The organism is Halorubrum sp. CBA1229, assembly GCF_003721435.2.
Taxonomy (GTDB): domain Archaea; phylum Halobacteriota; class Halobacteria; order Halobacteriales; family Haloferacaceae; genus Halorubrum.
Genome location: NZ_CP054585.1, coordinates 2731965 through 2745055, shown reverse-complemented (window position 1 = coordinate 2745055; position 13091 = coordinate 2731965). Strand labels below are relative to the sequence as shown.

The 13091-nt window shown below is 70.6% G+C and carries 11 protein-coding genes; 8 read left to right on the top strand and 3 right to left on the bottom strand.

The annotated features are described in order from the left end of the window. Positions 1-64 precede the first annotated feature (64 nt). From Hrr1229_RS13850 to Hrr1229_RS13835, 4 genes are all read left to right on the top strand, one after another. Positions 65-2287, top strand: coding sequence for a CDC48 family AAA ATPase (locus tag Hrr1229_RS13850; RefSeq protein WP_123112355.1), 2223 nt, complete (start codon positions 65-67; stop codon positions 2285-2287). A 75-nt stretch (positions 2288-2362) separates the two neighbouring features. Beyond that, entirely contained in the window at positions 2363-2665 is a 303-nt protein-coding gene (locus Hrr1229_RS13845; protein ID WP_123112356.1) for a hypothetical protein, read from the top strand. Positions 2666-2746: 81 nt separating this feature from the next. Then, on the top strand, positions 2747-3280 hold the full coding sequence (locus Hrr1229_RS13840; RefSeq protein WP_123112357.1) for a DUF5815 family protein: 534 nt from the start codon (positions 2747-2749) through the stop codon (positions 3278-3280). Between the two features lie 135 nt (positions 3281-3415). Then, on the top strand, positions 3416-3631 hold the full coding sequence (locus Hrr1229_RS13835) for a hypothetical protein (protein ID WP_123112358.1): 216 nt from the start codon (positions 3416-3418) through the stop codon (positions 3629-3631). 41 nt (positions 3632-3672) lie between these two features. On the opposite strand, the gene Hrr1229_RS13830 is transcribed toward Hrr1229_RS13835, so the two are convergent. After that, complete coding sequence (locus tag Hrr1229_RS13830) at positions 3673-4710, bottom strand: S66 peptidase family protein (RefSeq protein WP_123112359.1); 1038 nt, start codon at positions 4708-4710, stop codon at positions 3673-3675. Positions 4711-4868: 158 nt separating this feature from the next. Between Hrr1229_RS13830 and carB the strand changes: the two genes are divergently transcribed. Continuing rightward, a complete protein-coding gene (carB, locus tag Hrr1229_RS13825) occupies positions 4869-8090 on the top strand; it encodes a carbamoyl-phosphate synthase large subunit (protein ID WP_123112360.1) in 3222 nt (1073 codons plus the stop codon). Between the two features lie 126 nt (positions 8091-8216). Here carB and Hrr1229_RS13820 read toward each other — a convergent pair whose 3' ends face one another. Continuing rightward, on the bottom strand, positions 8217-8786 hold the full coding sequence (locus Hrr1229_RS13820; RefSeq protein WP_123112361.1) for a nitrous oxide reductase accessory protein NosL: 570 nt from the start codon (positions 8784-8786) through the stop codon (positions 8217-8219). A 105-nt stretch (positions 8787-8891) separates the two neighbouring features. On the opposite strand from Hrr1229_RS13820, the gene Hrr1229_RS13815 reads away from it, so the two are divergent. Genes Hrr1229_RS13815 through Hrr1229_RS13805 form a run of 3 tightly spaced genes read left to right on the top strand, consistent with a single transcriptional unit; the run spans position 8892 to position 12629 of the window. Then, the gene (locus Hrr1229_RS13815) at positions 8892-10952 is read left to right on the top strand and encodes a NosD domain-containing protein (protein WP_123112362.1); all 2061 of its coding nucleotides are present in this window, start codon (positions 8892-8894) and stop codon (positions 10950-10952) included. Beyond that, complete coding sequence (locus Hrr1229_RS13810) at positions 10945-11769, top strand: ABC transporter ATP-binding protein (protein ID WP_123112363.1); 825 nt, start codon at positions 10945-10947, stop codon at positions 11767-11769. Before Hrr1229_RS13815 ends, Hrr1229_RS13810 begins: the two co-directional genes overlap by 8 nt. Then, a complete protein-coding gene (locus tag Hrr1229_RS13805; protein WP_123112364.1) occupies positions 11766-12629 on the top strand; it encodes a copper ABC transporter permease in 864 nt (287 codons plus the stop codon). The genes Hrr1229_RS13810 and Hrr1229_RS13805 overlap by 4 nt, the downstream gene beginning before the upstream one ends. A 26-nt stretch (positions 12630-12655) precedes the next feature. Here the strand turns inward: Hrr1229_RS13805 and Hrr1229_RS13800 are convergent, their stop codons facing one another. After that, positions 12656-12994 carry a hypothetical protein gene (locus tag Hrr1229_RS13800; protein ID WP_123114821.1) on the bottom strand — a complete coding sequence of 113 codons (339 nt, stop codon included), beginning with the start codon at positions 12992-12994 and terminating at the stop codon, positions 12656-12658. Between the last annotated feature and the right edge of the window lie 97 nt (positions 12995-13091).

The following is a 13091-nucleotide window of genomic DNA, read 5'->3' as shown; positions in this document are numbered from 1 at the left end:
CCGCCAGGGGCAACAGGCTTATTCCCGAACCGGATGGAGATACGGACAACCCCCGCGAGGAATCATGAACGAAGTCCAACTCGAAGTGGCGAAGGCGTACCCGAACGACTCGGGACGCGGCATCGCCCGACTCGACCCCGACACGCTGTTGCACCTCAAGCTCTCGCCCGGCGACATCATCGAGATCGAGGGCGCGGAGACGACCGCCGCGAAGGTCTGGCGCGCCGACCGCCAGGACTGGAACACCGACACGGTCCGCGTCGACGGGTTCACCCGGCAGAACGCCGACGTCGGCATCGGCGAGCGCGTGACCATCCGCAAGGCCGAGGCCGAGAAGGCCGACAAGCTCGTGCTGGCCCCGCCGGAGGAGGCGTCCGTGCAGTTCGGGTCCGACGCCGCCGGCATGGTGAAACGACAGATCCTCAAGCGCCCGGTCGTCGAGCGCGACATCGTCCCCGTGATGTCATCGACGAACCACCCGTTCATGCGGTCGCCCGGGCAGGCGATCCCGCTGATCGCGGTGGAGACCGAACCCGACGGCGTCTGCCTGATCACCGAGGACACCGAGGTCGAGCTCCGCGAGGAGCCGATCTCCGGGTTCGAGAAGACCGGCGGCGGGATCACCTACGAGGACATCGGCGGCCTTCAAAACGAGATCCAGCGCGTCCGAGAGATGGTCGAGCTGCCGATGAAACACCCGCAGATCTTCTCGAAGCTCGGGATCGAGCCGCCGCAGGGGGTCCTCCTGCACGGCCCGCCGGGGACCGGGAAGACCCTGCTCGCGAAGGCCGTCGCCAACGAGACGTCGGCGTCGTTCTTCTCGATCGCCGGCCCGGAGATCATCTCGAAGTACTACGGCGAGTCCGAACAGCAGCTCCGGGAGATCTTCGAGGACGCGAAAGAGGAGAGCCCGAGCATCATCTTTATCGACGAGCTCGACTCGATCGCGCCCAAGCGCGAGGACGTCACCGGCGAGGTCGAGCGTCGGGTCGTCGCCCAGCTCCTGACGATGATGGACGGCCTCGAGACGCGCGGGCAGGTGGTCGTCATCGGCGCGACCAACCGCGTCGACAGCGTCGACCCCGCGCTCCGCCGCCCGGGGCGGTTCGACCGCGAGATCGAGATCGGCGTCCCCGACGAGACGGGCCGCAAGGAGATCCTCCAGATCCACACCCGCGGGATGCCGCTCTCGGACGACGTCTCCCTCGACCACCTCGCCGACGAGACGCACGGGTTCGTCGGCGCCGACATCGAGAGCCTGACGAAGGAGGCCGCGATGAAGGCGCTCCGGCGCTACCTCCCGGAGATCGACCTCGACGACGAGGAGGTCCCGCCGAGTCTCATCGACCGGATGATCGTCAAGCGCGACGACTTCGGCGGCGCGCTGAGCGAGGTGGAGCCGTCGGCGATGCGGGAGGTGCTCGTCGAGCTCCCGAAGATCTCGTGGGACGACGTGGGCGGGCTCAGCGACGCCCAACAGCAGGTGCAGGAGTCGGTGGAGTGGCCGCTCACCTCGCCGGAGAAGTTCGACCGGATGGGCGTCAACGCTCCCAAGGGCGTCCTGCTGTACGGGCCGCCCGGCACCGGGAAGACGCTGATGGCGAAGGCGGTCGCCAACGAGACGAACGCGAACTTCATCTCGGTCCGGGGGCCGCAGCTGCTCTCGAAGTGGGTCGGCGAGTCGGAGAAGGCGATCCGGCAGACCTTCCGGAAGGCCCGGCAGGTGAGCCCGACGATCATCTTCTTCGACGAGCTCGACAGCCTCGCGCCCTCGCGCGGGCAGGAAATGGGGAACAACGTCTCCGAGCGCGTCGTCAACCAGCTGCTCACCGAGCTCGACGGGCTCGAGGACATGGGCGACGTGATGGTGATCGGCGCCACCAACCGCCCCGACATGATCGACCCCGCGCTGCTGCGTTCGGGCCGGTTCGACCGGCTCGTGATGATCGGCCAGCCGGACCAGGAGGGCCGCGAGCAGATCCTCGACATCCACACCCGGGACACGCCGCTCGCGCCCGACGTGAGCCTCCGCGAGGTCGCGGAGATCACTGACGGCTACGTCGGCTCCGACCTCGAGGGGATCGCCCGCGAGGCCGCCATCGAGGCGCTGCGCGACGACGACGACGCGGAGGAGGTCGAGATGAAACACTTCCGGCGCGCCATGGAGTCCGTGCGCCCCACCATCAACGACGACATCCTCGCGTACTACGAGGAGATCGAACAGCAGTTCAAGGGCGGCAGCGGCAGCGCGATCCGCGACACCGGCGGCCGTATCGGGTTCCAGTAGGCGGCGGACCCGTCTCCGGGCCCGACCGTCCGCGCCGACCGTTTTTGCGTGCGTAGTCCGTAGCGAGAGCCGACTATGTCCGAGGACGTCACCGTCGACGTCGAGGTCGACGTAGAGGTCGACAGCGACGAGCTCGAGATCGAGCGCGACGACGCCGAACTCGTCGAGGCCAGCTACGAGGCCGGGGGCATCGAGATCGAGGTGGAGGCCGAGGTGGAGACGCACGGGGGCGGTCACGAAGGCGACGACTCCGACCACGACTCCGACCACTCAGACCACGAAGGCGACCACTCAGACCACGAAGGCGACGATTCCGACCACTCAGACCACGGAGACGACGACTCCGACCACTCAGACCACGAAGGCGACCACGAGTAGCCGCCCGTTTCGCCCCGGGATTTCAATCCGCCGAGCGTCTCGTTCCGCTTCTTTTAACCTCGACAGCGACCAAGCGGGGCCATGTCCCAGCCGCGCGTCCCGGGCGATGACGAGAACACGCTGGAGCTGCCCTGCGGGCAGACGATGGCGGCCGGCGAGCTGGACCTCGGCATGCGCGAGTTCGAGTGCGACTGCGGCGAGTCGCACGCGGTCGTGATGGACGTTCATCCGCCCGAGCGGTTCCTCCCCGACTTCCTCGTCGAGGTGCTCCGCGAGGCGATCGAGACGACCAGCGAGGAGATGCCGGAGTTCGACACGCCGCACCTCCTCGGCGTCGTGTTGGAGGAGTTCCCGGAGGCCGTCGTCGCCTACGACGCGAGCGAGAACGCGGACGTCGGCTACGCGATGGCGTGGGTGACCGACTTCGACTCCCGCCGCCTCCACGAGATCGTCGTCGAGCTCGTCGTCGAGCTGATGGAACACGCCGTGAGCCACGCCGACGACGACGAGGCGCTCTCGGCGTTCGAGGCGGAGATGGTCGAGTTCGACGTGAGCGAGTTCGTCGAGCAGTACCGCGCCGAGCGGGACCTCGAGGCCGAGGACCCGTACGCCTGACGCCCAGCGGCGGGGTGGCCGGGGCTCGAAATCGGCCGAATCCCCCGCGAACGCCGGTCTCACGCCTCTTGTCAGACAGTTGTCCGACTCCTGTCTCACTGAACCCTATATGTGCGGGTACCGTACGTAAGACGTATGAGCACCCGCGAATACGACCGATACGACCGGATTCGCAGCGTGCTCGCCGACGCCGACGAGCCGCTGACGGCGCGGGAGATCCTCGCGCTCGCGGAGGAATGCGAGGAGATCGACAGCCCGCACCGCGTCGCGACCGTGCTCGGTCGGTGGGCCGAGCGCGGCGAGGTCGAGGTCATCGCGGACCGGCCCTACCGGTACCGACTGGAGACCTGATCGCGGCGCCCCGACCGAAGCGACTCCCACGGACGGAGCGGTCAGTCCGGGTCGAACCGGAGCGCACCGTCCGCCGGATCGAGCGTCGCGACCGCGCCGAGCGGGAGCGGGAAGGAGGGGTCGGTGTGGCCGAAGTCGTAGCCGAGGCCGGCGACGGTGCCGGGCGCGTATCGCTCGAGTTCGCGAGTGACCACGCGCTCCAGCTCGGTCGGGTACTCCTCGGGGTCGGGGTCCCACTCCAGCGTCGGGGCGTTCGTCCGCGGGCGACCGACGAGCACGCCGTCGAATCGCTCCAACAGCCCGCGCTCGCCCATCGCGCGCAGCGCGTAGCCGACCTCGCGCGGCGGCGGCACGTCCTCGGACGTCTCCAGCGCGAGGACGGCGCCGTCGAGGCGCTCCGGGGCCGGCAGATACCGGTCCGCCTGGAGGTGCCACTTCACGATCCCGAAGGAGCCGCCCCAGACTCGGCCCCCGACCGGTTCGTCGGGATCCGCGTCCGGGCCGACCCACACCGTCGGGCCCGGGTTGTCGCGCCACGCGCGCGGTTCGCCCGTCTCGAAGTCGAACCACTCGTCGGTCCACTCGTCGGCGGGCTCGACGGCGCCGAGCGAGTCCTCGAACAGCGCGCGCCGGAGGTACCGCTCGGTGTACGGGTGGAGCTCGGCGTCGCAGACGAGGTCCGGATGGACGCCGATCCCGTAGCTGACGATCCCGAGGTCCCAGAGGAACAGCCGGAGGTTGTCGTTGTCGCTGTACCCGAAGAACCGCGTCGGATTCGCCGCGAGCGCGTCGCCGTCCAAGTGTCGCAGGACCCGTATCTGGTCGTCGCCGCCGGTGTACGCCATCACGGCGCCGACTTCCGGGTCGGCGAAGGCCGCCTCGACATCGGCGGCGCGCTCGGCGGGCGACGCCGGGTCGTCGCGGTCGGGCTCCGCCGTCGGCAGCACTCTCGTCTCGACGCCGAGCGCGTCGAGTCGCTCGCGGCCGATCCGAAGCCGTGTGGCGTCGGCCGGCCGCGAGGGCGCCGCGATCGCGAGCACCTGCCCGTCGGCGAGCGGCGGGGGCGTCGTGAACGCCATGCTGGCGGGCTGTGTCCGGCGGTCTTATAAATTGTCGGGAAGCGTGGCACCGTATCTCGTGCGCTATGGCTCGACATACCTTGCGAAAATCGCAAACTAGCTGCGAGATTCGTACTTTATCGTCGACCTTATTACGATGAGCGTACTTCGTCGCGATAATGAGCGAGGACCGGACCATTCTACTCATCGGTAGCGGGCCGATCCAGATCGGACAGGCGGCCGAGTTCGACTACTCCGGCGCACAGGCGTGCCGCGCCCTCCAGGAGGAGGGGGCCCGCGTCGTGCTGGTGAACTCGAACCCGGCGACGATCATGACCGACCCGGAGACCGCGGACCGGGTGTACATCGAGCCGATCACGCCGGAGGCCATCGCGGAGGTCATCCGGATCGAGGAGCCCGACGGCGTCATCGCCGGGCTCGGCGGCCAGACCGGGCTCAACGTCACCGCCGAACTCGCCGAGGAGGGCATCTTAGAGGAGCACGACGTCGAGGTGATGGGGACGCCGCTCGACACCATCTACGCGACGGAGGACCGCGACCTCTTCCGCCAGCGGATGGAGGGCCTCGGGCAGCCGGTACCCAAGTCGACCACCATCTCGCTCGACGAGGACGAGTCGGTCACCGACTTCGACGAGGAGTACTTCCGCGAGCGCGTCCAGGACGCCGTCGACGCGGTCGGCGGGCTCCCCGTCATCGCCCGGACGACGTACACCCTCGGCGGCTCCGGCTCGGGCGTCGTCGACGACTTCGAGAAGCTTGTCGAGCGCGTCCGCAAGGGGCTCCGCCTCTCGCGGAACAGCGAAGTGCTGATCACGGAGTCCATCGCGGGCTGGGTCGAACTGGAGTACGAGGTGATGCGGGACGCCGACGACTCCTGTATCATCATCTGCAACATGGAGAACATCGACCCGATGGGGATCCACACCGGCGAGTCGACGGTCGTCACCCCGTCGCAGGTGATCCCCGACGACGGGCACCAGGAGATGCGCGACGCCGCGCTCGAAGTGATCCGCGACCTCGGCATCCAGGGCGGCTGTAACATCCAGTTCGCGTGGCACGACGACGGGACGCCGGGCGGCGAGTACCGCGTGGTGGAAGTGAACCCGCGCGTCTCCCGCTCCTCGGCGCTCGCGTCGAAGGCGACCGGTTACCCGATCGCCCGCGTCACCGCGAAGGTCGCGCTCGGCAAGCGCCTCCACGAGATCGACAACGAGATCACCGGCGAGACGACCGCCGCCTTCGAGCCCGCCATCGACTACGTGGTGACGAAGGTACCGCGCTGGCCCATCGACAAGTTCGACGACGTCGACTTCGAGCTGGGCACGGCGATGAAGTCGACCGGCGAGGCGATGTCCATCGGCCGGAACTTCGAGGAGAGCCTGCTGAAGTCGCTGCGCTCCTCCGAGTACGACCCGGCGGTCGACTGGGAAACCGTCGACGACGACACCTTAGAGACCGAGTACCTCGAACGCCCCTCGCCCGACCGCCCGTACGCGATGTTCGAGGCGTTCGACCGCGGCTACACCGTCGCGGACGTCGAGGAGCTGACCGGGATCAAACCGTGGTACCTCGAGCGGTTCAAGCGCGTCAGCGACTCGGCGCAGGCCGCCCAGAACGGCGAGTTCGCGCAGGCGGCCACCGCGGGCCACACCAACGCCGAGATCGCCGCGCTGGCCGGCGGCGTCGACGTCGACGCCGTGGAGGCGGACGTTCCCGGCCGGACGTACAAGCAGGTCGACACCTGCGCCGGCGAGTTCGCCGCCGAGACCCCGTACTACTACTCCGCCCGCCAGTCGGAGTTCGAGCGGGGACCGCTGAAGGGCGACGCCGCGGCGGGCGAGCTCGTCGTCGACAAGAGCGTCGACAGCGTGGTCGTCGTCGGCGGCGGCCCGATCCGCATCGGGCAGGGCGTCGAGTTCGACTACTGCTCGGTCCACGCCATCCAGGCGCTCCGAGAGCTCGGCATCGAGGCGCACGTCGTCAACAACAACCCCGAGACGGTGTCGACGGACTACGACACCTCAGACGGGCTGTTCTTCGACCCGATCACGGCCGAGGAGGTCGCCGACGTGGCCGAGGCGACCGGCGCCGACGGCGTGATGGTCCAGTTCGGCGGGCAGACGTCGGTGAACATCGGCGAACCGCTGGAGGCGGAGCTCGAGCGCCGCGGGCTCGACTGCGAGATACTGGGGACGAGCGTCGAGGCGATGGACCTCGCCGAGGACCGCGACCGGTTCAACGTCCTGATGGACGAGATGGGGATCGCCCAGCCCGAGGGCGGCACCGCGACGAGCGAGGAGGAGGCGCTGGCGCTGGCCCACGACATCGGCTACCCGGTCCTCGTCCGCCCCTCCTACGTGCTCGGCGGGCGCGCGATGCGGGTCGTCGAGGGCGACGCGGAGCTGGAGGAGTACATCGAGGAGGCGGTCCGGGTCTCCCCGGACAAGCCGATCTTAGTCGACCAGTTCCTCGACGACGCGGTCGAACTGGACGTCGACGCCGTCGCTGACGGGGACGACGTGCTGCTCGGCGGCGTGATGGAGCACGTCGAGAGCGCGGGCGTCCACTCGGGCGACTCCGCCTGCATGATCCCGCCGCGCTCGCTCGACGACGAGACGATGTCGCGGGTCCGCGAGGTCACCGAGGACATCGCCCGCGCGCTCGACACCGTCGGCCTGCTCAACGTCCAGCTCGCGGTGACCGGCGTCGGCGACGACGACGCCGACAGCGAGGTGTACGTGCTTGAGGCGAACCCGCGCTCCTCGCGCACGGTCCCGTTCGTCTCGAAGGCGACGGGCGTCCCCATCGCGAAGCTCGCGGCGAAGGTGATGACCGACGACCTGACGCTCGCCGACCTCGACGCCGACGAGCAGGTCCCGGAGCACCGCAGCGTGAAGGAGGTCGTGCTCCCGTTCGACCGTCTCCCGGGCTCCGACCCGCGGCTCGGCCCGGAGATGAAGTCGACCGGCGAAGTGATGGGTACCGCCCGCTCGTTCGGCAAGGCGTACGACAAGGCGCAGGACTCCACCGGCAAGCCGATCCCGGAGTCCGGCACGGCGGTCGTCGACCTCTCCGCCGAGGAGTTCCCCGACCCCGACACCGAGGCCGGCGAGGCGCTGGTCGACGGGTACGCGGCGCACTTCGAGCTCTCGACAGCGACGGACCTGATCGAGGCCGCGAAGCGCGGCGAGATCGACCTTATCGTCTCGCGTCAGCGCGAGCTGTTAGAGGTCGCCGTCGAGGAGGAGATCACCTACTTCTCGACGCACGCCTCCGCGAAGGCGGCTCTGGAGGCGCTCGACCACGCCGGCGACGACCTCGACGTGATGGCCGTCTCCGACCGGCCGAAGCGCGTCGAGCGGTGGGGCGCGAGCGAGTAACCGGCGGGAACGCCGTCGTCCACTCGCACACCGTTTATAAGAGACCCGCGCTCGCGACGACCTGTTTATAACGAATACGCCGTCGACCACGATGTCGACGGACTCGATGTCGACAGCCTCGACTATTTATAAGGCTTCGAGCGTCGACCGTTCCACGTCAGTCGCCGCCATCGGTTCGCCCCCGTACTCCTCGACGAAGGAGTCGACGTCGTCCGCCTCGCTGAACGGGATCAGTTCGGGGCCCATGGCGCCGACGACCTCGCTGCGCGCGACGACCGTGAGCTCCGTCGTCCGCGAGAACGCCTCGCTCTCGACGTGTGAGGAGAACATCGTGTCGGAGCCCTCCTCGAACACCTCCTGGTCGACGAGCGAGTAGTCGGTGAGGAACGTCGCCAGCGGGGTCCGGCCCGCGTCCTCGGCGTCGAACAGGTAGGTGTACGTGCAGACGCTGCTGCAGAACTGTCCCGGTCGGCCGCCCTCGGGCTCGTCGTCCTCGAAGTGGATCTGCCCGACCGGACCGGGGTGGTCCTCGACTATCATGCCGCACTCGTCGCAGGCGCGCTCCCCGTCGAGCGAGATCGGCGTGATCGACGCGCTCTCCTCGCCCAGACAGCCGGCGGCCGCGAGCGAGAGGCCCGCGCCGACCCCGGCGAGAAGACTCCGACGCGACACCGACTGACGCTGGTGTTCGGTCATACGTAACCGTTGGAAGACGACCGTCTTAGCCCCTCGGAACCGATTCAAGCCGTCGTTCGAGGAACGAACCAGATCGGCTAAACCCCGGGGCTTCGAAGCCGCACCGTGACGCGTTTCGATCCCTACGGCGAACCGTCGCTCCCGGTTCGGCTCGCTGTCGCGGCGCTCGTCCTCGCCGCCGCGGCCGCGACGGCGGGGGCGTTCGTCGCCGACCCGGAGTCGGCCGCGCCGTCGCCGGTCGCCTACGACGACGTCGTCGAGCTCGGCCTCTCCTCCGAGACGGACGCGCTGATGGCGGGGTCGGCGACGATCCCCCGGACCCAGGTCTTCTACTCGCAGCTCCAGTACGTCGTCGGCTACAACGGCGTCGAGTCGTTCGCGGCGGCGCTCGACGACGGCCGGACGGAACGGCAGTTCGGCTACCCGGTCGTCGCCTACGTCGAGACGTTCGACGACGCGCGGCCGGGGACGACCGAGAGCGGCCTGTTCGACGCCGAGCTGGCCGGCGAGTGGACCCCGGCGCCGGAGGCGATGTACGTCGTCGGGAGCGACGCCCGGAGCCCGGCCGGGGAGACGGTCGTTCCGTTCCGGGAGCGGGGCGCCGCCGAAGCGTTCACCGCCGACCACGGCGGACGGGTGGTGGACTGGGAGGCGGTCCGGAGCCGGTCGTTCGACGTGGACTCCGCGGCGGCGGTGCGCGGGATGGCTCCCGACCGGTGGAACGCGGCCGACGAGCGGATCGCGGCCGCCGAGCGCCGCGCCGACCGGCCGGTCTCCGTCGTCGTCGGCGAGGACGCGCCGACGATCGAGGCGGCGCTCGCGGCCGCGCCGCCGAACACGACCGTCGTCGTCCCGCCGGGGACCTACGAGGAGACGCTGACGGTGACCGAGTCGGTCACGATCGCCGGCGACGACGCGCGGATCAGCGGTGACGGGAACGGGTCGGTGATCACGGTGCGAGCGCCGGACGTGGCGATCACCGGAATCGCGGTGGACGGGAGCGGGGGCGAGACGCGCGACCCGGAGGCGGCGCGCGAGGACCGCGACCCCGAGGACGGGGCGTGGGACACTAACATCCAGCTCGGGTACGGCCACGGCGACGCGGGGATCCGCGCGATCGGCGCGCCGGGGCTCTTCGTCGACGACGTGACCGTCGAGGCGAACGCGAGCGGTCTGCTCCTGCGGGAGGGCTCGCGCGCCGCGGTCCGGGACCTCCGCGTCGACGGGGCGGACGAGTGGCAGGACGGGTTCATGGGGGTCACCGGCATGGGGTCGCGGGTGACCGTGACCGACAGCGCGTTCGCTGGCGGCCGCGACGGGATCTACCTCCACCGCGCCGACGGCTCGGTCGTCCGGAACTCGTCGTTCGCGGACAACCGCTACGGCGTCCACCTCATGTACACGAGCGACGCGCTGATCGCCGACAACGCCTTCCGGGACGAGCTGTTCGGCGGGATCACGGTGATGACGCGACCCTCGGGCAACGCGATCGTCGGCAACGACGTGCGGAACTCCAGCGCGGGGATCCAGGCGTCGGGGACCCGGGCGTACCTCGGCTACAACACCCTCGTCGGCAACGAGCTCGGCTTCTCGACCAGCTCGCGCGGGTCGCTGTACGAGCGCAACGTCGCCGCGAACAACGAGCTCGGGGCCCGCGCGACCACGGTCGTCCCGTCGAGCCGAGTCGTCGCGAACGACTTCGTCGGCAACGCGGACCACGCGGCCGCCGGGGCGGGCGCGCTCCGGGTCTGGGCCGACGGCGACCGCGGGAACTACTGGGAGGGGGCGAACGTCGGGATCCACGAGCCCGGCGAGCGCGCGTACCGCCCGACCTCGCCAGTCGACGGCGCGCTCCACCGCGAGGTCGCCGTGGTCGGCGTGCGCGAGTCGCCCGCGGTCGCCCTCCTCGACCGCCTCCGCGGGACGGTCCCCGGCGCGCGCTCGGGGAGCATCATCGACCCGGCGCCGGCGACCGAGCCGTACTCGCCCGACAGAGTCGACGCCGCCCTCGATCCGGGCGCGGGGCCGGTCCACGCCGACTGGCGCGCCCGATTCGACGAGCGAGCGGGGAGCGGAGCCGCTGGATCCCCGACCGAAACCGCTCGGAGCGCGACGAGCGGGGCGGCGACGAACCGGACCGTGACGAGCGGGGTGGCGGATGCCTGACGACCTCGTCGCGAGCCTCTCCGAGGTGGCTCGGACGTACGGCGGCGTCCGAGTGCTCGACGACGTGTCGATCGACTTCGAGCCGGGCGTTACCGCCGTCGTCGGCCCGAACGGTTCCGGGAAATCGACGTTACAGCGGATCCTGGTCGGCGCGACGGAGCCGACCGCGGGCGAGGTCCGGTACCCCGGTGCGACCGGCCCGAAGCCGATCGGCTACCTCCCGCAGCGGGTCCCGTTTCGGGACGGGTTCACCGCCCGCGAGACGCTCGCGTTCTACGCGCGGCTCGTCGACGACGACCCCGACGCGGCGCTGGAGCGGGTCGGGCTCGTCGACGCGGGCGGTAGGCGCGTCGAGGCGCTCTCGGGCGGGATGCGTCGCCTGCTTGGCATCGCACAGGCGGTCTTAGGTGACCCATCGCTCGTGGTCCTCGACGAGCCGGCGAGCGGGCTCGACCCCGGGATGCGCGAGCGCGCCTTCCGCGCGGCCGCCCGGCGCGCCGACGGCGACACCGCGGTCGTCGTCTCCTCGCACGCGCTCGACCTCGTCGACGCACACGCCGACCGCGTCGTGATCCTGGGACAGGGGCGTGTCGCCGCCGCGGGGGCGCTGGACCGACTCCTCGAGGAGCGCGACGTGGCCGACGCGAGCGAGCTCTACCGCGCCGTGATTGAGAGTACCGGAGCGCGGGCGAGCGACGAGGGAGACGCGGGCGACGGGGGCGGCGGTGACGGCGATCCAACGGAGGGAGACGGCGAGCGCGAGGAGAGCGACGACGCGGAGCGGGACGTCCACGTCACGGGGGTGTCCGACCGATGAGCGGCCGCCTCTCGGCTGTCGCGACCGTGTTCCGCCGCGAGCTCGCGACGGTGATCCGAACCCCCGGCTACGGCGTGTTGGCGGTCGGACTGTTCGTCGCCCTCGGCGGACTCCTCGCCGCGGGCGGGGGCGGCGCGACCGGCTTCGTGCCGGCGGTCGTCGACCTGCTCCTCCCGACCGAGGCCTTAGTCCCGCTCGTCGCGGTGGTGTTGGGCTACCGCGCGCTGCTCACCGACGCCGCGAGCGGCGAGCTCGCGGTGATCCGGACCTACCCGGTCCGCGTCGGCGAGTACGTCGCGGGGGTGTTGCTGGCGCGGACGGTCGCGCTCGTCGCCGTCGTCGGCGTCCCGTACGCGGTCATCGGGGGGGTCGTCTGGCTGACCGCCGCGCCGGACACGGGGATCTTCGCGACGCATTCGGGGGTCGACTCGCCGCTGTTGTACCTGCGGTTCCTCGCGTTCGTCCTCCTCTTAGGCGCGGCGTACGTGTCGCTCGCGGCGGCCGTCTCGGCGCTCGCCGCGAGCCGCCGCAGCGCGATCGCGCTCGGCGTTCTCGCCTTGGTGGGGGGCGTGCTCGGCGGCGACCTCGTCCTGCTCCGGTCGCTCGCGGCCGGGGCGTCGCCGACGACGGTCCCCGCCTCCATCGCGCTCGCGCCGAACGGAGCGTTCCGCGGGCTCGTGTTCGAGCACGTGATCGGGGTCGCCTTCGCCCCGGAGGGCGGGTTCGTCGCCACCGGACTGGCGGTCGGGTCGCTGGTCGGCTGGACGCTCCTCGGCGTCGCCGTCGCGGGCGCGACGCTCGCGTTCGGTCGCCGCGTCGACGCCGCGATCGAACGCGTTCGCAGGGGGATCGGGGACTGAGCGCGCGGCGAGGGACCCCTTCCCGGTCAATCCGAGCGCGCGTCGTCCCCCACCGACCCGGGGGCGTGAGCGTACACCGCGTAGAGGACGAGCGCGGCGATCGTGAAGTCCAGCCCGTGTTCGAGGAAGTGGTGGACCGGCATCGGCACGACGCCGAGGATGGTGCCCGCGCCCACGACCGAGCGGGCGAGGAGGGCGCCGACGGCGACGCTTATCAAGGCGTACTGCGCGCTCCGGCGACGGCGATACGCGGCGAGGCTCACGAGGAAGAGGGCCCCCGTTCCGACGCCGGCGACGAGCACGACGGCGAGCAGCGGCAGCGACCCCTCGACGCCCCAGCCGCCGGCGGTCGCTGTCGGGGGCACCGTAGTCGTCGCCGTGGCGGTCGCGGTCGCGACCGCGGTCGCGGAGGTCGGGCTCACGCTCTCGACTCCTACTGCGGCGGGCGATAACAATACTCTC